Consider the following 20983-nt stretch of genomic DNA (forward strand, 5'->3'; position numbering starts at 1 on the left):
AAAAAAGGCGCCTTACGGCGCCTTTTTTGATCACTCGATATCAAGCGGGTCTTCGGAAAGGATAATCCCGGTGTTGTCGGCATAGAGATGATCGCCGGAGAAGAACGTCACGCCGCCGAAATTGACGCGCACATCGCTTTCCCCAATGCCTTCACCTGCGGCGCCAACCGGAATGGCGGCGATCGCCTGAATGCCGATATCCAGCTCTTCCAGATCGTCCACCTGACGCACCGCGCCATAGATAACCAGCCCTTCCCATTCATTTTGCGTGGCCAGACGCGCCAGCTCCGCATCGACTAATGCACGGCGGACAGAACCGCCGCCATCGACCAGCAGAACCCGACCACGGCCATTTTGTTCGAGCAGATCGTACAGCAACCCGTTGTCCTCGAAACATTTTACCGTGATGATTTGTCCGCCAAACGACGACCGCCCTCCAAAATTAGAGAACAGCGGTTCCACGACGTTGACATCTTCCTGATAGATGTCACAAAGCTCGGAAGTATCGTATTTCATAGGCTTAACGTTCAGTTGCTGCGAGAATTTTTAGTATATCGCGCTAAGTATACTGTTGGCAAAATCATCAATTGTTAATTGATATTTGTCAGTTAAACGGCCCACTGACTTAAGAGTATCCCAATCACAAATAACAGGTTGGTTAACAACGCGCCTTTAACGGTACGTTCAAGCATCGGGCGCATTGCCGCAGGCTCCCTTTCGCGCATTACGTAGCGCGCTTGTTTAATGAGCAATGGCGCGGCCAGAATAAACAACCATCCCCACGGACTGTGTAGCGAGAGCAGATTAAACAGCGCCAGACAGAGCAGCGCGCCTAGCAACAGGCAGGCGTGATAACGACGCGCGTTGACATCGCCCAGTCGTACTACAAGGGTGTTTTTGCCGTTCTCTCTGTCGCTATTAATATCGCGCAGGTTATTAATATTCAGCACCGCCGTCGCCAGTAAACCGCAGGCGGTGGCCGGGAGAATCAGCGCCGGAATCAGCGTATGCGCCTGGAGATACCAGCTCCCCATGACACTTAGCCAGCCAAAGAATACCAGGACAGAGATATCACCCAGCCCGATATAGCCGTAGGGCCGATTACCCACGGTGTAGGTGATGGCGGCGATAATCGACAGCCCGCCCAAAATCAGGAAGCCGATAAAATCGGTTAACGTATGGCACGCGACCGCCACCAGCGCCAGTCCGGAGATACAGATCAGCACGACGGTAATGATTAACGCCCGCTTCATCTCCTGCCGGGTGATGACGCCTTTTTGCATCCCCCGCAGCGGCCCGATGCGATCCGGTTTATCGCTGCCTTTGACAGCGTCGCCATAATCGTTGGCGAGGTTGGATAAAATTTGCAGCAGCCCGGCGGTGATAAGGGCCAGCAGCGCGACCAGAGGATCGAAATAGCCTTGCCACCATGCCAGGGCCGTACCGACGATAATCGCCGCGAAGGCGAGGGGTAAGGTTTTGGGTCGTAAGCTTTCCAGCCAGGCCTGGGTGCGGCTAATTTGTTGTTGTTCAGTCATATTTAGCGCCAATAAAAATGGGGCTTTTCAGCCCCATCAACAGTGATGAAAATGCATTGGACGCGATTATAAGATAAAACGGCTTAGATCTTCATCTGCGACCAGCGCATCCAGATGTTTGCTCACATATTCCGCATCAATTGTGATGTTTTGGCCGTGCAGATCGCTGGCGTTATAGGAAATTTCTTCCATCAGACGCTCCAGTACGGTATGCAGACGGCGCGCGCCGATGTTTTCGGTGGTTTCGTTAACCTGCCAGGCGGCTTCGGCAATACGTTTAATACCGGAATCGGTGAACTCGATATTGACGCCTTCAGTTGCCATCAGCGCTTTATACTGCACGGTGACGGAGGCGTTTGGCTCGGTCAAAATGCGTTCGAAATCGCTGGTGGTCAGCGCCTGAAGTTCAACGCGAATCGGCAGACGGCCCTGCAGTTCCGGGATCAGATCAGACGGCTTCGCCACCTGAAACGCGCCAGAGGCGATAAACAGAATATGATCCGTTTTGACCATCCCGTGTTTGGTCGAAACCGTGCAGCCTTCTACCAGCGGCAGTAAGTCGCGCTGTACGCCTTCGCGTGAAACATCCGGGCCGGAGGTTTCGCCACGCTTACAAATTTTGTCAATTTCATCGATAAACACGATGCCGTGCTGTTCAACCGCGTCGATAGCGTCCTGTTTCAGCTCTTCCGGGTTGACCAGCTTAGCAGCCTCTTCTTCAACCAACAGTTTCATCGCGTCTTTAATTTTCAGCTTACGCGGTTTCTGTTTCTGACCGCCCAGGTTCTGGAACATAGACTGCAACTGGCTGGTCATCTCTTCCATGCCCGGAGGCGCCATAATCTCTACGCCCATCGGCGCGGCGGCGAGGTTAATCTCGATCTCTTTATCGTCGAGCTGGCCTTCGCGCAGTTTTTTGCGGAACGTTTGGCGGGCGGCAGAAGGCTCCTGCTGCTGTTCGGCCTGGCCCCAGTTATTTTTTGCGGGTGGGATCAGTACGTCGAGAATACGTTCTTCCGCCAACTCTTCCGCACGATAGCGGTTTTTCTCGATAGCCTGTACGCGAACCATTTTCACAGCGGCATCGGTCAGATCGCGGATGATAGAGTCCACTTCTTTCCCGACATAGCCCACTTCGGTGAATTTGGTGGCTTCGACTTTAATGAACGGCGCGTTGGCGAGTTTTGCCAGACGACGGGCGATTTCGGTTTTACCGACGCCGGTCGGGCCAATCATCAGAATATTTTTCGGCGTTACTTCGTGGCGCAGCTCTTCATCAAGCTGCATACGACGCCAGCGGTTACGCAATGCAATCGCCACGGAACGCTTTGCGTTATCCTGGCCGATAATGTGTTTGTTCAGTTCGCTGACAATTTCGCGTGGGGTCATTTCAGACATGAGAGGTCCTTACGCTTTGGCGGTCAATTCTTCAATGGTGTGGAAATGGTTGGTGTAAATGCAGATATCGCCTGCAATATCCAACGCCTTTTCAGCAATTTCGCGCGCGCCGAGCTCGGTATTTTCCAACAGAGCGCGAGCGGCAGCCTGGGCATAAGGACCGCCGGAGCCGATAGCAATTAAATCGTTTTCAGGTTGCACGACATCGCCGTTACCCGTGATGATGAGCGAGGCGGTTTCATCCGCGACGGCCAGCAACGCTTCCAGTTTGCGTAGCATACGGTCGGTACGCCAGTCTTTCGCCAGTTCAACGGCGGCTTTGACCAGGTGCCCCTGATGCATTTCCAGTTTACGTTCAAACAGCTCGAACAGCGTGAATGCATCCGCAGTACCGCCCGCAAAGCCCGCAATGACCTTGTCGTTGTAGAGGCGGCGGACTTTCTTCACGTTGCCTTTCATTACTGTGTTACCCAGTGTGGCCTGACCATCACCGGCGATTACCACGTGGCCGTTACGGCGTACGCTTACTATTGTTGTCACGAGCAGACCCCTTGGTTACTAATGCTGAATTGCGGCCCCGTACGACGTACGGGGCATAATGCAAGTATAGATGGGGGAGATTTTGAGGGTTTCAACCCCCGGTGGCGAGTCGAATGCAGTTTGTATGGCCCGCCATCTTCAGACGGTTAATGGTGCTGTCGGCATTTTCTTTACCTTTCACCGGCCCGATAACCACGCGATTCCAGCCGTTATTGGTGGTAATTTTGGAGTCAAAGCCTTCAAACGCCAGCTGAGCGCGGACGCTTTCTGCCTGCTCGGCGCCTTTGAATGAACCACATTGCACCATCCAGCGACGTTCATCTTTTTTCTCTGCTGTCGCCTTCGGCGCTTCAGGCGCGCGCGTAATGGGCGCGGCTTTTGGCGCTGCCGCGCTGGTATGCGCCGGCGTTTGCAGCAAATCCTGATAAGGTTGCTGCGAGGCCGTCTGCTTCGGCGGCTGACTTTGGCGCGCGGGTTGCGCCGGGGCGGACTGTACCGTGCGCGTTTGCGGCTGCTCGTTTACCCGCGGCTGCGTACGTGGTTGCTGAACAGGCTGCGTTTGAGCCCACTGCTGCTGCTGCTGCGCCTGACGCTGGCGCTGTAGCGTTTGCTGGCGTTGTTCTGGCGTCTGCTCGTTCCACGGCACTTCGTTAAGTTGCGTTGGCTGCTGACGCATATCCGCCTGCATCTGCTCCAGGAGTTGACGCTGTTCGCTGGTGAGCTGATTCGGATTCATGACTTCGCCGCCGGCGGACGGTTCCGTTGGCGTACGCACGCCCGGCTGGCGACTTTCCAGCTCTTTGATGTAACGCCAGCGCTCTTCCGGTTTTGGCGGAAGCCCATTGCCGGTGACTTTCTGGTTTTGTAGCGTTTCGGACTCTTCTTTCTTATGGTGAGTAATGAAGTACAGACCGCCGATAAAGGTCACAAGGACGGCTGCCGCAATCGCGACCATTGCCGGCGAGACGGCAGGCATGTTGCTTTGCTTCTTCCGTGAGCTCCGTGAGGTGCTCTTTTTGCGCCGCGAAGGAGCCGGTTGGCCGCGACGTACATAATCTCGTTGTGCCACTATCGTTTCGCTGTATTTATTCGTTCGTCAGCCCGTCATGTTACTGAAGCGGCGGGCCTTTGACCAGACAGGTGAGTCTTAAAGCTATTTACTTTAGGGTAAAGCGCGCGTAGAACCGCGAATAATCAGCTCGCAATCCATTAAACGCGAGCCGCTGCTCACATTTTGCCCCTGCATCTGATCGAGCAACAGCAGCATCGCCTCGCGACCAATGTCAAAACGCGGCTGCGCCACGGTTGTCAACGGAGGGTCGCAAAACTCGGCCAGCGCGATATTGTCAAAGCCGATAATCGACAGATCGTCAGGCACTTTCAGACCCTGGCGCTTGGCCCAGGAGAGGGCGCCCAGCGCCATTACGTCGCTATGACAAAAGACGGCGGTAGGCGGCAACGGTTGCTCAAGCAACTGCTTTAATGCGTTTGCCCCGGCTTCAAAGGTAAAGTCGCCACGGGCGATGTAATGCGGATCGACCACAATGCCACTGCGTCTTAATGCCTGTACGTAACCTTGTAAGCGATAGTGACAGAGCGGCATATCTTCCGGCCCCGCAATACAACCAATCCGCTTGTGGCCCAAATCCAACAGGTAATTCATGGCATTGAACGCGGCGGTCAGGTTATCGATATGTACCGTCGGCAGTTCAAGCTCCGGCGCGAACTCATTCGACATCACCATCGGAGGCAAATTGCGCTGCTCCTCAACGCTGGCGTCAAAGGGCAGTCGGGAACTGAGAAGTACCATGCCGTCGATCTGTTTGGTGATGATGAGATTAAGAAAGGTTTTTTCTTTCTGGTTTTGATGGGCGCAATCGCCAATCAGCACCAGATACCCCTGTTCTGCCGCGGTCACTTCGATACCGCGGATAATTTCACTGAAGAAGGGATCGCAAATATCCGGGACAATCACCAGAATCGTACGGGATTCATTGCGTTTTACATTTCGCCCCATCGACTGCGGGAAATAACCCACTTCAAGCGCGGCCTGTTCAACCCGGCTACGGGTCGACTGGGAGACTTTATCGGGGTTCATTAACGCGCGGGATACGGTTGCTGTAGAGACTTTCGCCTTCAACGCAACATCCTTCATCGTAGCGGCAGTAACCTGCTTGTTCGATTTCACTCTTTCTCCTCGCCTGGGAACTGCTGGCGCAGATCTATCCCTGGTAACACTCATCGAAAACATTTTTATCAGATAGTGCGTGGAAGCGGTTACAGAATTTTCATAAAAAGTGTGATGGATCTTTAATTTTACGATCCGCCTCGCATCGTGAGGACTATCCTTCAATCGGATCGACGTCCAGAACCCATTTAACTTTCCGCGCTTCAGGGAGCGTATTGATCAACGCCAGCGTGCCGCTGATGATGTGTTGCAGGCGAATCCGTGAAGGATGCTGAAGTAAAATTTGCCAGCGATAGCGGCCGCCGCGTTTTGGCGCGAGGGCCGGAACCGGACCTAAGATCCACAGCTTATCGTCTGATAGCGGGCTGGCCTGAATCAGATTACGCAACTGCTGGAGAAAGACGGGCGCCTGCTGATTGTTGTGATCCTCTGCGCGAATAATGACGTGGCTGGTCCACGGCGGAAGCTGGAGCGTTTGCCGTTCCGCCAGCGCCTGCTCCGCAAACGCATCATAGCCTTTATACAGTAACGTTTGCAGCAGGGGATGCTCAGGATGGTGCGTTTGGAGCACCACTTCGCCCTGTTTGCCCGCGCGCCCGGCGCGGCCGGAAACCTGAGTGTAGAGCTGGGCGAAGCGTTCCGCCGAACGAAAATCTGCGGAAAAAAGCGCGCCATCGACATCCAGCAACGCCACCAGCGTGACGTCCGGAAAGTGATGGCCTTTCGCCAGCATTTGTGTGCCTATCAGAATGCGCGCTCCGCCGCGGTGAACTTCCGCCAGATGCTGCTCCAGCGCGCCTTTACGACTGGTGGTATCACGGTCGATTCGTGAGATCGGCACGCCGGGGAAGAAGGGCGCCAGCACCTGCTCCAGCTGTTCCGTCCCTAACCCAACCGGTAGCATATGTGTGGAGCCGCAGGAGGGGCACTGACGCGGTACCGGACGTTGGCTGTCGCAGTGATGACAGCGTAAATGATGCTGCGCCTGGTGCAGCGTGTAGTAGTGATCGCAACGCGGGCACTCCGCAATCCAGCCGCAGTCGTGGCAAAGCAGCGCGGGCGCGAATCCCCGGCGGTTAAGAAATAAAATTACCTGATTGTCGGCCTGGAGATGTTGGCGCATACGGGCGATAAGGGCGGGCGCCAGTCCCGCCTGAAGACGCTGTCCTTTTAAATCCAGCACATGCTGCAGGGCTGGGCGGGCGTTGCCTGCGCGCCGCGTCAGACGCAGCATCCGGTATTTTTTCTGCCGCACGTTGCATAGCGTTTCCAGGGCTGGGGTGGCGGAGCCGAGAATAATCGGGATCTGCTCGCTATGGGCGCGATACACTGCCAAATCGCGGGCATGGTAGCGCCACCCTTCCTGCTGTTTATAAGAGCTGTCGTGCTCTTCGTCGATGACAATTACGCCAAGATTTTTAAACGGCGTAAACAGCGAGGAACGCGTGCCGATGACAATCGCCGCTTCGCCGTTTTTCGCTTTCAGCCATGCCGAAAGACGCTCGCTGTCGTTTAGCCCGGAATGCAGCACTTCCACCGGCGCGTTAAAACGTTCGCGAAAACGGGCGATCGTTTGCGGCGTCAGGCCGATTTCCGGCACCATCACCAGCGCCTGTTTGCCCTGGGCGAGGACGTTTTCCAGCACGCTCAGATACACTTCGGTCTTGCCGGAACCGGTCACGCCTGCCAGCAACCAGGCGGAGAAACCGTCCGACGCGCTGTGAATCGCGCCGACTGCTGTCGCCTGTTCGGTATTCAGCCGCAGGCGCTCTCCTGCGACGGCATAACGCTCCCGCCAGTCGGTAAACGCGGGCGTTTCACTGGCAAGCTCACAAAGCCCCTTACGCCGCAGCGTTTGCAGCGTGGCGTCAGTAAAATCAAGCTCGGCTACCTGATAGCGCCAGATCTTTCCTTGCCGCAGCGCCGCCAGCGCCTGTTGTTGTTTGGCGGAGCGTTTCAGGCTGTTGATGTCGACGGCTTGCCCCTCTTCGGTGGCGAACCAATACCATAGGGGCGCGTTGCTGGCTGGTTTTCCCTGACGCAGTAAAACCGGCAGAGCGTGAAACAGAACGTCGCCGAGGGGATGGTGGTAGTAATCCGCCGCCCAGAGGAGTAAGCGCCAGATGGAGGGAGAAAAGATTGGCTCGTTATCCAGGATTTCAATGACCGATTTTAATTCATCGAGCGGCAATTCGCTGTGGTCGCTAACCGAGACGACAATGCCCACGCGCTCTTGCTGCTTGCCGAACGGCACGCGCACGCGGCACCCGGCTTTGGCGACCCCGCCTTCCGGCAGCAGGTAATCAAAGGTTCGGGGAAGCGGAACGGGCAAGGCAACGTGCGCGACGGACATAGCATCTTCCTGACTTGAAATTTCGTCGGGTAGTATACACATTACGATAAGGGAGCGCGGATCAGTTTGCATACGGTGGTCAAATTCTGTATGATTCGCCGCCTTTGGTGCGTGTTGTGAGCATCAAACCCTTTACTATTAACTTCGCGTGGTGTCTGGCGTTAGGGCTGGAAGAGCGACGCGGCCTTACACTGAGGTTCCCCATGAAAAAAGGTATTCACCCGAATTACGTAGAAATTACTGCAACCTGTTCTTGCGGTAATGTTATCAAAACCCACTCTACCGTGGGTCACGACCTGAACCTGGACGTGTGCGGCAAATGCCACCCGTTCTTCACTGGTAAGCAGCGTGTTGTTGATACCGGTGGTCGTGTTGAGCGCTTCAACAAGCGCTTCAGCATCCCTGGCAGCAAATAAGTTACCGCCAGAAAAAAAAGCGCCGCAGGGCGCTTTTTTTGTTTTCTAGGGATAACAGTATTTGTTCAGACACATTCTGTGATCCGTAATCGCTTTCATTACGCTTCCTGCCGTGAGTTTTAACGAAGGATTTATAGTCAGTCCCGCGCTTTCCAGCCCCTTCGCTGTCCATTTATTGCAGGTATTGAGTATGCCGTAGCGGCCATTCGCGGCGTAAAACTGGCTATCGCCGTAAATTCCTTGTTTTAACGGAATCAGATTACCCTCTGCGTCACGCGCAAAGCTGCGGCCCAGATAACGCATCAGACTGTTACGCTGGTTTGTGTGCAGGAGCAGTGATTTTATCTCGCTACCGGCGAAATAGCGTTCTGGTTGACCGGAAAGGCGACGATGTGCATAACCGCGCCGGATGACCAGAACATGGCCTGGAGCGTAAGCGCGGTGGTTATTTCTTGTGACTGATAAAAGCCCTTATCGCCCCAGCCGATTTCATACCACTGCGTCTCCTGAGCGAACCGTTTTTTAAGCTGTGGCAGAACGGTATTAACATCATGGGCCGGCGCAATAATTCCCGTGTGCCAGCCATGACTGACGATATAGATTTCCGTCGGGGAGGGCTGTCCGCCTGTCGTAGGTTTTACGGCTTGTGGAAAGGTTGTGCAGCCATATAGCAGTAAACTTAACCAGGCGATAAAGAGATTTTTCATGACATATCACCAGCAAAGGCGCGGTATGTTGTGGCGTTTGTCTAATGACGCTGCGCTTATCGGGTCGGTGCCGGATTGGTAATTCATTGATATTTTTGCATTCCTCTTCGAGGGTAATAAAGCGAATGTCATAACTACAATACGTTTTAACCATTCAGGCGGAAGTTAGCTTCCGCCTGTTTTACTTTTACTATCTCGCTTTATTTTTTAAACATCTGCTCTGGATCGATAATCAGCGCCCGATAACCCAGCATACCGGCACGGTTACTGTGTACTTTTAGCTCCAGCATCACATCCTGAGTACCGTCTTTGACTTCATCCAGAACGGAAACGATCGGTTTTGTACCGCTCATTCCCGCTGTAGCCGAGTACATGAACATCGTTTTGGTTTCCGGGCGATATTCCGTGACGGAAGTAATAGCGCTGTACCAGTCAAAACCGCGCTCTTTACCATATTCCCACATTTGGGAAACCGTCATATTTTTTTCGTCAATCTGATATTCCACGCCGCGGGAATATTTCATTGACGGCATGGCCGGTTGTTCCATGCCGCGCGCATCGCCGTTATCAAAGGCGGTCACGACGGTTTTACCTCCGGTGCTTTTGGATGGCACTAACCAACCGGTATGTTGTGTCCATGTCCAGTCAAATCCACCGTCGCAGTGGTGCGCTTCGCAGGTTAGTGGTTTACCGTTGCTGTCTACGGGTTTCAGCACTTTTTTCGCCAGTTCGCCTTTCCAGCCGGATGGATCGGAAAGTATCCATTTCACTTTTTTATCGCGGCCAATTTTGATGATGGCAGACTGGTGGCGCGAGCTAATGATAATGCTGTCGTCGCGAGGATCGTAGCTGACGGAGTTAACATGCGCCCAGTTGCGGCCCGGGCCGGAGCCCGCGATATCGCCGAAGGGTTGTTTTGCAAGCTGCTCTTTGGTCATGACCTGACCGGAATGTTCGGCATCGACGCTCAAACATACCGCTCCCTGATCCATCGCCAGAATAACGTCGTCACGATAGGGGTCGAGGATTTTTGGCAGATCCCAGTAATCGACGGTATCGCCGTTCTGGTCAACTTCAAGAATATGATCACGCACCGTATTGATGGTGTATTTACCATTTAATGGATAATTTTCTTTTGCGACACGCAGCAGGTAGGTGCCTTTCGGCGTTTCGGTAATGGCATGCGAAAAATCAATAAATCCTTTTGGCAGTCGTTTATCGGAAATAACGCGGCCTAAGAAATCATATTTAAAGTAACGTTGACCCTGGCCAAAAATAAGATTGCCATCGTTAACCTGATGGAAGCTCATCATGGAACCAAAGCGCGTTATATCATCCTGGTTACGGAATTTATCAATATTCATATAGCCGCGAACATCGCCATTCGTATCGCTAATCCAGTTGATACCGGTATAATCCCAGTTCGCCGCGCCGCCTGCGACATGCATAATGTGGCCGGCTCTTGGCATCCCTGTTATATGGTTAAAAAGATATAAGCGATTTTTAAGCGAGCTATCGACTTTAACCGGTTCTACCGTAGGAAGAACGGCAGTTTGCCCGGTAGTAGAGGGTAATGATACCGGTGCGGCGTAAATGGACCACGTATAAGTTTGTTTTTTACCTTCTTCAGTCCAGTCAACTTTAACCTTATTGACATAATCTGGATACAAGCCAAATACAGGTATGCCGTCATGGGTATTTATAGCCTGCGGGCCGACATCATAACTGATCGGGATGCCTTTTTCCCCTTTCCCTAAAACGGTAACCTTCACGTCCTGTACATTATGATTGGCTTTATTAATGATTGCTGTTAATGGGAAAACGCCGCCGTAGGGAGCGACATCGACCATACCTAATGGCCCTTCATGGACTGGAATGACATCTGCTGATGCGACCATTGGCCTGTTTGGGTCTAAAACGCCTGAGGCCAAAACGCTGCCGCTCAAACACAGGCAGCATAATACAGGTAAGACTTTCCTTGTAAATAACATATTTATTTCCCCATTCGATATTATCGATAAAATGAATGTATATTAACCTTCTTATTTATCGGAGATGAAAAAACATTTAAAAAAGTAAAACAATCCGCGGAGGGGAATAATGATGTTGGTCACAAATATGAGGTGTCCATGGTCTTTTTAACAATACTCATTGTTATACTATTTCTTCAGTAAATATATGGCGGTGTATTATTATTCATGTACGCTTTGCTACGTGAAACTTTAAATAAAGATTGGAAGTTTAAATATAATAAAATTATATCGGTTATGGCATGTCGGGAATTTTTTTCAGGAAAATAACGAAGAGAAACTTATCATGTCTGACAAATTTATCCACCGAGGGCTATTCGGGAAGATGAACGTTTAGAACAATGTCGGAGATAGCCGTGTACAGGGGAATCGTTAAAAAAGCGCGGCCAGAGGCGTTCTGACCGCATGCTTTGCTATCAGTATTCCCACGTTTCCGGGTCAATCCCCATCTCACGCATGATCTCTTTTGCCGCTTCCGGGATTTCATCGCTGCGCTCTTTTCGCAGATCGGCATCATCCGGCAAGGGTTGCCCGGTAAAGGCGTGCAGAAATGCTTCACACAACAGCTCGCTGTTGGTGGCGTGGCGCAGGTTGTTCACCTGACGACGCGTACGTTCATCGGTGAGGATTTTTAACACCTTCAGAGGAATGGAAACCGTAATTTTTTTGACTTGCTCACTCTTCTTACCGTGCTCAGCGTATGGGCTGATATATTCGCCGCTCCATTCAGCCATGAGATACTTAATCCTCTTCGTCATTAATATTGAGGTCTGAACCTGAGCCCGGACCATAATCGCGCGTAGTTTACCGTAGTGGCGCGGCCCTGACACGAAGTTAGCGGTCGCAGATGTGCGCTAATGCATATAATTTTAACGGCTATTTGCGGTTTGCTCAATCTATACGCAAAGAAGTTTAGATGTCCAGATGTATTGACGTCTATTGTGGTAGTGGTTAATCTGTGGCCTGACTTTCACCGACTCAGCCAGGAATATCTTCATATGACGCGTAAACAGGCCACTATCGCAGTGCGTAGCGGATTAAACGACGACGAGCAATACGGCTGCGTTGTGCCGCCAATCCACCTCTCCAGTACCTATAACTTTACCGGTTTCAATGAGCCGCGCGCGCATGATTATTCCCGCCGCGGTAATCCCACGCGTGATGTGGTTCAGCGCGCATTAGCGGAACTGGAAGGCGGCGCGGGCGCGGTATTGACGAATACCGGCATGTCAGCGATTCATCTGGTCACCACCGTTTTCCTCAAGCCGGGCGATCTGCTGGTCGCGCCGCATGATTGCTACGGCGGCAGTTATCGTCTGTTTGACAGTCTGGCGACACGCGGCTGTTATCGTGTGCGGTTTGTCGATCAGGGCGATGAACGCGCCTTACAGGCGGCGCTGGAAGAAAAACCGAAGCTGGTACTGGTAGAAAGTCCAAGTAATCCATTGTTACGCGTGGTGGATATTGCGAAAATCTGTCGGCTGGCGCGCGAGGCGGGCGCAGTGAGCGTCGTTGATAACACGTTTTTAAGCCCGGCGCTGCAAAATCCGCTGGCGTTGGGTGCCGATCTGGTATTGCATTCATGCACGAAATATCTCAACGGTCATTCGGATGTCGTGGCCGGCGTGGTGATTGCGAAAGATCCGGAAGTGGTCACTGAACTGGCGTGGTGGGCGAATAATATTGGCGTGACCGGCGGGGCGTTTGATAGCTATCTGCTGCTGCGCGGTTTGCGAACTCTGGTGCCGCGTATGGAGCTGGCGCAGCGCAACGCGCAGGCGATTGTGAAATATCTGCAAACCCAGCCGTTGGTGAAAAAACTGTATCACCCGTCGCTGCCGGAAAATCAGGGGCATGAAATTGCCGCGCGTCAGCAAAAAGGCTTTGGCGCAATGTTGAGTTTTGAACTGGATGGGGATGAGGAGACGCTGCGTCGTTTTCTGGGCGGGCTGTCGCTGTTTACGCTGGCGGAATCTTTAGGGGGAGTGGAAAGTTTGATCTCTCACGCCGCCACCATGACGCATGCCGGTATGTCGCCGCAGGCGCGTGCCGCCGCCGGGATCTCCGAAACGCTACTGCGTATCTCCACCGGTATTGAAGATGGCGAAGATTTAATTGCCGACCTGGAAAATGGCTTCCGGGCTGCAAACAAGGGGTAAACATGAGTGTGATTGCGCAGGCAGGGGCGAAAGGTCGTCAACTGCATAAATTTGGCGGCAGTAGTCTGGCGGATGTGAAGTGTTACCTGCGTGTCGCAGGCATTATGGCGGAGTATTCGCAGCCTGACGATATGATGGTAGTGTCCGCCGCAGGCAGTACCACCAACCAGTTGATTAGCTGGCTCAAGTTAAGCCAGACCGATCGCCTTTCTGCGCATCAGGTATTACAGACGTTACGCCGCTACCAGTGCGATCTCATTAGCGGGCTGCTTCCCGCCGACGCGGCAGATGATTTAACCAGTGCTTTTATCAGCGATCTGGAACGCCTTGCCGCCTTGCTCGACGGCGGCGTAACGGATGCCGTCTATGCTGAGATTGTCGGACACGGCGAAATTTGGTCGGCGAGATTGATGTCCGCCGTCCTGAATCAGCAGGGGCTGGATGCCGCCTGGCTGGACGCGCGCGCATTTTTACGCGCCGAACGCGCCGCACAGCCGCAGGTTGATGAAGGGCTATCTTATCCTTTATTGCAGCAGCTACTGGCGCAGCATCCGGGCAAACGTCTGGTCGTGACCGGCTTTATCAGCCGCAATCATGACGGCGAAACAGTCCTGTTAGGCCGGAACGGTTCCGACTATTCCGCCACGCAAATCGGCGCGCTGGCGGGCGTTTCCCGCGTGACCATCTGGAGCGATGTCGCGGGCGTTTATAGCGCCGACCCGCGCAAAGTGAAAGATGCCTGCCTGCTGCCGTTGCTGCGTCTGGACGAAGCCAGCGAGCTGGCGCGTCTGGCGGCGCCTGTTCTGCACGCCCGCACACTACAGCCAGTGTCCGGCAGCGATATCGATTTGCAGTTGCGCTGTAGCTACACGCCGGATCAAGGGTCAACCCGAATTGAACGGGTGCTGGCTTCCGGGACGGGCGCGCGTATCGTGACCAGTCACGATGATATCTGTCTGATTGAGTTTCAGGTGCCTGCCAGCCAGGATTTCAGGCTGGCGCATAAAGAGCTCGACCACATTTTAAAACGGGCGCAGGTGCGTCCGCTGGCGGTGGGCGTGCATCGCGATCGCCAGTTATTACAGTTCTGCTATACCGCCGAGGTAGCGGATAGCGTACTGAAACTCCTCGACGATGTCGGGCTGCCGGGCGAATTGCGCCTGCGGCAGGGGCTGGCGCTGGTGGCGATGGTCGGTGCGGGCGTCACTCGCAATCCGCTACACTGCCATCGCTTCTGGCAGCAGTTGAAAGGTCAGCCAGTGGAGTTTACCTGGCAGTCGGAGGAGGGCATCAGTCTGGTGGCGGTGCTGCGTACCGGCCCGACTGAGAGCCTGATTCAGGGGCTGCACCAGTCGGTTTTCCGCGCCGAAAAACGCATTGGCCTGATGCTGTTCGGTAAGGGGAACATCGGCTCCCGTTGGCTGGAGCTGTTTGCCCGTGAACAAAGCACGCTTTCCGCGCGTACTGGTTTTGAATTTGTGCTGGCGGGCGTGGTGGATAGCCGCCGTAGCCTGCTGAATTATGAAGGGCTGGATGCCAGCCGCGCGCTGGCATTCTTTGATGATGAAGCCGTTGAGCAGGACGAAGAGTCGCTATTCCTGTGGATGCGTGCGCATCCGTATGATGATTTAGTGGTGCTGGATGTGACAGCAAGCGAGCAACTGGCCGATCAGTATCTGGATTTCGCCAGCCACGGTTTTCATGTGATTAGCGCCAATAAACTGGCGGGCGCAAGCGCCAGCGATAAGTATCGCCAGATTCATGACGCGTTTGAAAAAACCGGGCGTTACTGGCTGTATAACGCCACCGTGGGCGCGGGGTTGCCGATCAACCACACGGTGCGGGATCTGATTGACAGCGGCGATACGATTCTCTCGATCAGCGGGATCTTCTCCGGGACGCTATCCTGGCTGTTCCTGCAATTTGACGGTACGGTGCCGTTTACCGATCTGGTGGATCAGGCCTGGCAGCAGGGGCTGACCGAACCCGATCCGCGCGTCGATCTTTCCGGAAAAGATGTCATGCGTAAGCTGGTGATTCTGGCGCGCGAGGCGGGATACGACATCGAGCCGGATCAGGTGCGTGTAGAATCGTTGGTGCCGGCGCATTGTGAAGAAGGGTCTATCGATCACTTTTTCGAAAACGGCGACGCGCTGAATGAACAGATGGTGCAGCGTCTGGAGGCAGCCCGCGAACTGGGGCTGGTGTTGCGTTACGTGGCGCGTTTCGACGCCAATGGCAAAGCGCGCGTCGGCGTTGAAGCGGTGCGTCCGGAACATCCGCTGGCGGCGTTGCTGCCGTGCGATAATGTCTTTGCTATTGAAAGCCGCTGGTATCGCGATAACCCGCTGGTGATCCGTGGGCCGGGCGCGGGTCGCGATGTGACCGCCGGGGCGATTCAGTCGGATATCAACCGCCTGGCGCAGTTGCTGTAATAAAGGCAAGTTCGTGAGCGAAGCGCCAGGTTGCGCTTCGCTCCCTCATCAATACGTTTCAATACGTTATGCAGTCATTCTGTAGATACTGATATACGAAGCGCCATCCGATTGCTGACGAAACATTATGGCGTGATGCTTTTTACATTCTCAACCCGGACATCCATCCGGGGGTAAGGAATATTGATGCCGTTTTCATCCATCGCTTCCTTGATATTTTCCAGAAGATCGTAGTAAGTACTCCAGTACTGAGCGTTGGGCACCCATACGCGAACATAGAAATTCAGGCTAGAGGGCGCAAGTTCGCCCAGGCGGACCGTAATATCGCGGGTTTTATCAATGCGATGATCTTGTTCAATAATACGATGTATCACGCTTTTTACGTCAGCAATACGGCTTTGGTAATCCACGCCAATAATCAGATCAATACGTCGATAGGGGTGTCGTGAATAGTTGATAATATTATCAGCAATAATTTTACCATTCGGGATGACAACTTCTTTGCTATCCGCAGTGAGCAGAGTGGTGGAGAAAATATGGACCTTTTCTACTGTGCCGATAACCAGGCCAATTTGTACAATTTCCCCGGCGCGGAAAGGACGCAGGGAGACAAGCAGTACGCCTGCGGCAAAGTTGGAAAGTGACCCTTGCAACGCCAGACCAATGGCTAAACCCGCCGCGCCGATAACGGCAATAATTGAGGAGGTTTCTATACCGATACGGCCAAGAGCGGCTACTGCCGTGAAAGCTATCGTGATGTAGCGAACCAGCGCGGAGAAAAAGTGGACAATAGTGGCATCCACTTGCCGCCTGAGAAGTAATTTTTCCAGCCCCCTCGATAGTAAGCTAGCTATTAACTTACCGATGAAAAGTAGAATGATGGCGGCAACAACATTCCAGCCAAAATGAATTACCGAGTCACTGTGCTCGGCCATCCATTTGATCGCGCCTTTAATTTTTGGAAATAGCTCAAAACCTTCCATGTTTATCCTCTGTCAGCAGTATCCGCGGTATTAGCGGTAATAAAACGGTTCATTTTTGCCTGGATAATCGCCGCGCCGACGGGTGGTAGCAGTAACGCCCAGAATAGTGTCCAGCCGGTTCGTATTCCGCCATCTTCGTTTTTATTCGCCAGCAGATCGCGGATTTCGTCGCTAAGCGTCAGACACAATATGGCTGTGCCAAACGGCATAATGGCTGACAGCCATCCCGCGCCACATGCGGTCATGAGTCGGGGCGAAGGCGCCACAAATTGCATTTCCCGGTGAATTCTGAAGAACCAATAAATAATATAAAATGGAATGAAAAAGGCCAATAATGCGACGACAAGGGGTTCTGCGCACTCAGGTCGCTGGGTTGATGAGAACCTTTTGGGCGGTGCAATATAGAAAAGTTCTTTTTTGAGCGGTAATAGTAGCAAAAGCGCGATAACCGCTAAAGTAATTACGATTATTCCTATATAAGGAATTGAGTATATAAATATAGACAGATAGCCAGCGATGATAAATTTGAACAGTAAGCAGAGGCTAAATAAAATAACAAATGTCTGAGCACTGCCGATAGCGCTGAAAAGCAGCATGGGGACTAACAGCGTTACGATCCCCATACCCAGATTAATTAAAAACTGCGCTATGATAAGCCTGACTACGTCAGACGGGCCATTTATGCAGAAGGAACAGACCACGCTAATGATTAACAGGAGCGCAACAAAGTAGAAGGGGTAACAATTTTTTATACGGCAGACAAACCAGCTGGCAACCATACCCAGGAGGTATCCCAGTTGGCCGCCAACGAGAATAACACCAATACGATCGGCTGGAATAGACAGTGATTTACTCCAAAAATAAACACCATACGACGATCCCAGCGAACTGATAAAAGAGAGCACCAAAAAGAAAAAAGTGATCCCCCAGAATCGATAGCTACTCAGGAGATCGGCGCAGGTCCATTTTTTATCTGACATTGACGGTAAAGTAATTTCCATATTTATCCCTTGTTTTCCATAGAAAATAAGAATGTATAGAACTATTTAAATTGATAATAAATATTGATTATGTGAATAACGTTTATAGCCGATTTTAACTTAAAACGAAGGGCCATTTTATCAAATAGTTCTATTCTTTTTCAGCGTATAAAAGCAGGATGTGAGGTGATTAAATCTATAGCGCCTTCTGAATGATAATCTGTGATTTTTTATGCGTGGCATTACATCATTGGGTTAAATGTGATTCCATTGTGAGTTATATTTTTCCGTCAGCAAATACAGAATTTGCGTGACGCGTTTGGCGGAATAGTGGGCGCTTTGCTGGAATTCAGGTTGTTGCCATAGCCAGGTAACAAAGCGGCGACTGGCCGCCAGATTAACGGCGACACCTTGTTCTAAGTGGGAACCAGTTAACGAACAGACCATTTTGCGGTTGTGACCTTGCCCCCAGAGTTGCCACTGATTTTGCCACCATCCCTGCCATGTTTTGCCTAACAGTTGCCACTCTGCGCGGCAATCGTCATCGTTTATCTCTTCCTCAACGAACCACAGCGAGGAGAGACGCTGGCGAAACCGCTCCGCCCATGCCGTAATGACCGCGCCGCGCAAAAAACACTCATGGGCAATGATGTGTGTCGTGACATCAGGAAAGCGGTTTTTCAGCACTCGAAAATGACCATGCGCCGTAATGACCGGGCGAAGTATTGTTCCTTGCGCGTTACGTTTAAGCGCCGCCGGGCCATACTGAATCTCATCGAACTGACTGCGCTGTAAAAATTGCCGTTCTTTAATGGCGATACGGTGAATAATATCGCCATCCTCACCCTCGGGCGGCGCAATTCCTTTCCAGTGGTAATGCAAACTCTTTCCGGCAGAAAGTAACGTGAAATTGCTGGAAAGGTGAAGAACATTGCCGCGAACAGCGTCAAAACTGAATAAAAAGTACAATTGTTGGAAGGCATTCGCTCCCTGAAACGGTACGAGCAGCGGAATACTGCAAATCTGTTCCGGCGTTTCGGCGGCATTCAGCGCGTGCTGTTTTGGCGTCCAGACCTTCTTACAGTACTGGCACTGAAGTCGCTGCGTTCCGCCGGGATTACGTCCGTAACGAATCCATGTTTTTTGATAGCAATCGGGGCAAAAGTGACCATGCTCTTTGGCATATTGCGCGATATAAGCAGACGCCCAGCGGCGAAATTCCCCCTCGTTGAAGAGCGGCGGATAACTGCCGCAGGCTCGACAATGCAATGCCGGATAACCCAGGCGATAGTCCGGCCACACATAATCCGGCGAGTCAGGCAGCCCAAGATTGCGACAACCAGCGCTTTTGCAGGCATTAATGGTGAACAGAGGCGGCATACATTTTACCAACGATTTTGGCAGGTCGTTGATTCTGCCTTCATAAAACGGTACGCGGGTGTGAGGACTCTCACATAAAAAAACCTTTCAGAACGTAACGTAGCGAATCTTTATATGACTGAAAGGGACTTATTTATGAAAGTAAAACTGCTTGCTGCCGGTATTTTGTTCACGCTGCCGTTCTGGGCCTGCGCCAAAGATGTCACCATTATTTACACCAACGATCTACACGCTCATGTGGAGCCTTATAAAGTGCCGTGGATTGCTGACGGTAAACGCGATATCGGCGGTTGGGCCAATATCACTACGCTGGTGAAGCAGGAAAAAGCCAAAAATAAGGCGACGTGGTTTTTTGATGCCGGAGATTACTTTACCGGACCGTATATCAGCAGCCTGACGAAGGGTAAAGCGATTATCGATATTTTGAATACCATGCAGTATGACGCTGCCACTATCGGTAATCATGAGTTCGATCATGGCTGGGACAATACATTGTTGCAACTGAGCCGGGCAAAATTCCCTATCGTGCAGGGCAATATTTTTTATGAGGACAGCAGTAAATCCTTCTGGGATAAGCCGTACACCATTGTTGAAAAAGATGGCGTCAAGATTGGCGTAATCGGCTTACACGGTGTCTTTGCTTTTAATGATACGGTTTCTGCCGCGACGCGCGTGGGCATTGAGGCACGCGATGAGATTAAGTGGCTGCAACGTTACGTTGATGAACTTAAAGGTAAAGTCGATCTGACCGTGGCGCTGATTCACGAAGGTACCCCGGCCCGCCAGTCCAGCATGGGGAATACCGATGTGCGACGCGCGCTGGATAAAGATATTCAGACCGCAAGTCAGGTAAAAGGGCTGGATATTTTGATTACCGGCCACGCGCATGTCGGTACGCCGGAACCGATTAAAGTCGGCAATACGCTGATCCTCTCAACGGACAGCGGCGGCATTGATGTCGGCAAACTGGTGCTGGACTACCAGGAAAAGCCGCATCAGTTTACCGTGAAGAACTTCGAGCTGAAGACCATTTTTGCTGATGAGTGGAAGCCAGATCCGCAAACGAAACAGGTGATCGACGGCTGGAACAAAAAGCTCGATAAAGTCGTGCAGCAGACGGTGGCGCAATCGCCGGTTGAGCTGACCCGCGCGTATGGCGAATCGTCGTCGCTGGGGAATCTGGCGGCGGATGCGCTGCTTTTTACGGCGGGGAAAGACACCCAGTTAGCGCTTACTAACTCTGGTGGTATCCGCAACGAAATCCCGGCTGGCGCGGTGACGATGGGTGCGGTAATCAGTACCTTCCCGTTCCCTAATGAACTGGTCACGATGGATTTAACCGGTAAACAATTGCGCAGCCTGATGGAGCATGGCGCTGGATTAAGCAACGGCGTATTGCAGGTGTCTAAAGGGCTGGAGATGAAGTATGACAGCAGCAAACCTGTCGGCCAGCGGGTTACCGTGCTGACGCTCAATGGCAAGCCGATTGACGATGCTACGGTTTATCACATTGCCACCAACAGCTTCCTTGCCGACGGCGGCGATGGTTTTGCGGCATTCACGGAAGGCCAGGCGCGGAATACCTCCGGCGGCTACTATGTGTCGAATGCGATAGTCGATTACTTTAAGGCGGGCAACACCATCACGGATGAGCAGCTCAAAGGAATGCGCGTTGCGGATGTGAAGAAGTAAGGGGTTACTTGCCTGTGCGCAATGGCCTTTAGCGCATTCAGGCCGGACGGCGGTATGTCTGGCCTGGATCATTCGTGGACCGCGGATATCAACCGTCTGGCGTAGCGCCTGCAATTTTGCCGGGTTACGCGCTGTGTTCCCGGCATGTTCCTGCTGAAATTTACCCCTCTATCCGGTGGTCTGC

16 protein-coding genes and 1 pseudogene are annotated in these 20983 nt (G+C 52.6%); 4 read left to right on the forward strand and 13 right to left on the reverse strand.

Annotated features, from left to right (window positions below; all coding sequences use genetic code 11):
• Positions 1-30: 30 nt before the first annotated feature.
• The 7 genes from rraA to priA form a co-directional block, all read right to left on the reverse strand.
• Positions 31-516, reverse strand: a complete 486-nt coding sequence (rraA, locus tag NBA72_RS20545) for a ribonuclease E activity regulator RraA (RefSeq protein WP_000872918.1) — start codon at positions 514-516, stop codon at positions 31-33.
• Positions 517-608: 92 nt separating this feature from the next.
• Positions 609-1538, reverse strand: a complete 930-nt coding sequence (gene menA, locus NBA72_RS20550) for a 1,4-dihydroxy-2-naphthoate polyprenyltransferase (RefSeq protein WP_000139637.1) — start codon at positions 1536-1538, stop codon at positions 609-611.
• A gap of 66 nt (positions 1539-1604) precedes the next feature.
• Positions 1605-2936 (reverse strand): HslU--HslV peptidase ATPase subunit, encoded by a 1332-nt coding sequence (gene hslU, locus NBA72_RS20555; protein WP_001293360.1) that lies wholly within the window; start codon positions 2934-2936, stop codon positions 1605-1607.
• A gap of 9 nt (positions 2937-2945) precedes the next feature.
• Positions 2946-3476: an ATP-dependent protease subunit HslV gene (hslV, locus tag NBA72_RS20560; protein ID WP_000208240.1), complete on the reverse strand. Its 531-nt coding sequence runs from the start codon at positions 3474-3476 to the stop codon at positions 2946-2948.
• Positions 3477-3567: 91 nt separating this feature from the next.
• Positions 3568-4545: a cell division protein FtsN gene (gene ftsN / locus NBA72_RS20565; RefSeq protein WP_042948960.1), complete on the reverse strand. Its 978-nt coding sequence runs from the start codon at positions 4543-4545 to the stop codon at positions 3568-3570.
• 93 nt (positions 4546-4638) lie between these two features.
• Complete coding sequence (gene cytR, locus NBA72_RS20570) at positions 4639-5664, reverse strand: DNA-binding transcriptional regulator CytR (protein WP_000841337.1); 1026 nt, start codon at positions 5662-5664, stop codon at positions 4639-4641.
• A gap of 154 nt (positions 5665-5818) precedes the next feature.
• Positions 5819-8017 carry a primosomal protein N' gene (gene priA, locus NBA72_RS20575; protein WP_000109397.1) on the reverse strand — a complete coding sequence of 733 codons (2199 nt, stop codon included), beginning with the start codon at positions 8015-8017 and terminating at the stop codon, positions 5819-5821.
• Positions 8018-8220: 203 nt separating this feature from the next.
• On the opposite strand from priA, the gene rpmE reads away from it, so the two are divergent.
• Positions 8221-8433 carry a 50S ribosomal protein L31 gene (gene rpmE / locus NBA72_RS20580; protein ID WP_000715284.1) on the forward strand — a complete coding sequence of 71 codons (213 nt, stop codon included), beginning with the start codon at positions 8221-8223 and terminating at the stop codon, positions 8431-8433.
• A gap of 45 nt (positions 8434-8478) precedes the next feature.
• Here the strand turns inward: rpmE and NBA72_RS20585 are convergent.
• The 3 genes and pseudogenes from NBA72_RS20585 to metJ all read right to left on the reverse strand — a co-directional run bounded on the left by NBA72_RS20585 (position 8479) and on the right by metJ (position 11904).
• Positions 8479-9140: pseudogene (locus NBA72_RS20585) on the reverse strand (TIGR02117 family protein).
• A gap of 200 nt (positions 9141-9340) precedes the next feature.
• Entirely contained in the window at positions 9341-11131 is a 1791-nt protein-coding gene (locus NBA72_RS20590) for an aryl-sulfate sulfotransferase (RefSeq protein ID WP_000899639.1), read from the reverse strand.
• A 455-nt stretch (positions 11132-11586) separates the two neighbouring features.
• Positions 11587-11904, reverse strand: a complete 318-nt coding sequence (gene metJ, locus NBA72_RS20595) for a met regulon transcriptional regulator MetJ (protein ID WP_000852811.1) — start codon at positions 11902-11904, stop codon at positions 11587-11589.
• A 264-nt stretch (positions 11905-12168) separates the two neighbouring features.
• Here metJ and metB point away from each other — a divergent pair, with 264 nt between their 5' ends.
• Both metB and metL read left to right on the forward strand, forming a co-directional pair.
• Positions 12169-13329: a cystathionine gamma-synthase gene (gene metB, locus NBA72_RS20600; RefSeq protein WP_000197216.1), complete on the forward strand. Its 1161-nt coding sequence runs from the start codon at positions 12169-12171 to the stop codon at positions 13327-13329.
• Positions 13330-13331: 2 nt separating this feature from the next.
• Positions 13332-15764 carry a bifunctional aspartate kinase/homoserine dehydrogenase II gene (gene metL / locus NBA72_RS20605; RefSeq protein ID WP_000110807.1) on the forward strand — a complete coding sequence of 811 codons (2433 nt, stop codon included), beginning with the start codon at positions 13332-13334 and terminating at the stop codon, positions 15762-15764.
• Positions 15765-15889: 125 nt separating this feature from the next.
• Here the strand turns inward: metL and mscS are convergent, their stop codons facing one another.
• The 3 genes from mscS to NBA72_RS20620 form a co-directional block, all read right to left on the reverse strand.
• Entirely contained in the window at positions 15890-16747 is an 858-nt protein-coding gene (mscS, locus tag NBA72_RS20610; protein ID WP_039519450.1) for a small-conductance mechanosensitive channel MscS, read from the reverse strand.
• A gap of 2 nt (positions 16748-16749) precedes the next feature.
• The gene (locus NBA72_RS20615; RefSeq protein ID WP_039519448.1) at positions 16750-17748 is read right to left on the reverse strand and encodes a hypothetical protein; all 999 of its coding nucleotides are present in this window, start codon (positions 17746-17748) and stop codon (positions 16750-16752) included.
• A gap of 234 nt (positions 17749-17982) precedes the next feature.
• Positions 17983-19107, reverse strand: coding sequence for a hypothetical protein (locus NBA72_RS20620; protein ID WP_001134804.1), 1125 nt, complete (start codon positions 19105-19107; stop codon positions 17983-17985).
• 135 nt (positions 19108-19242) lie between these two features.
• Here NBA72_RS20620 and NBA72_RS20625 point away from each other — a divergent pair, with 135 nt between their 5' ends.
• A complete protein-coding gene (locus tag NBA72_RS20625) occupies positions 19243-20799 on the forward strand; it encodes a bifunctional metallophosphatase/5'-nucleotidase (RefSeq protein ID WP_042948961.1) in 1557 nt (518 codons plus the stop codon).
• The last annotated feature ends 184 nt before the right edge of the window (positions 20800-20983 follow it).

The sequence above is a fragment of the Salmonella sp. NW1250 genome (genome assembly GCF_051812965.1).
GTDB classification, from domain to species: Bacteria; Pseudomonadota; Gammaproteobacteria; order Enterobacterales; family Enterobacteriaceae; genus Salmonella; species Salmonella enterica.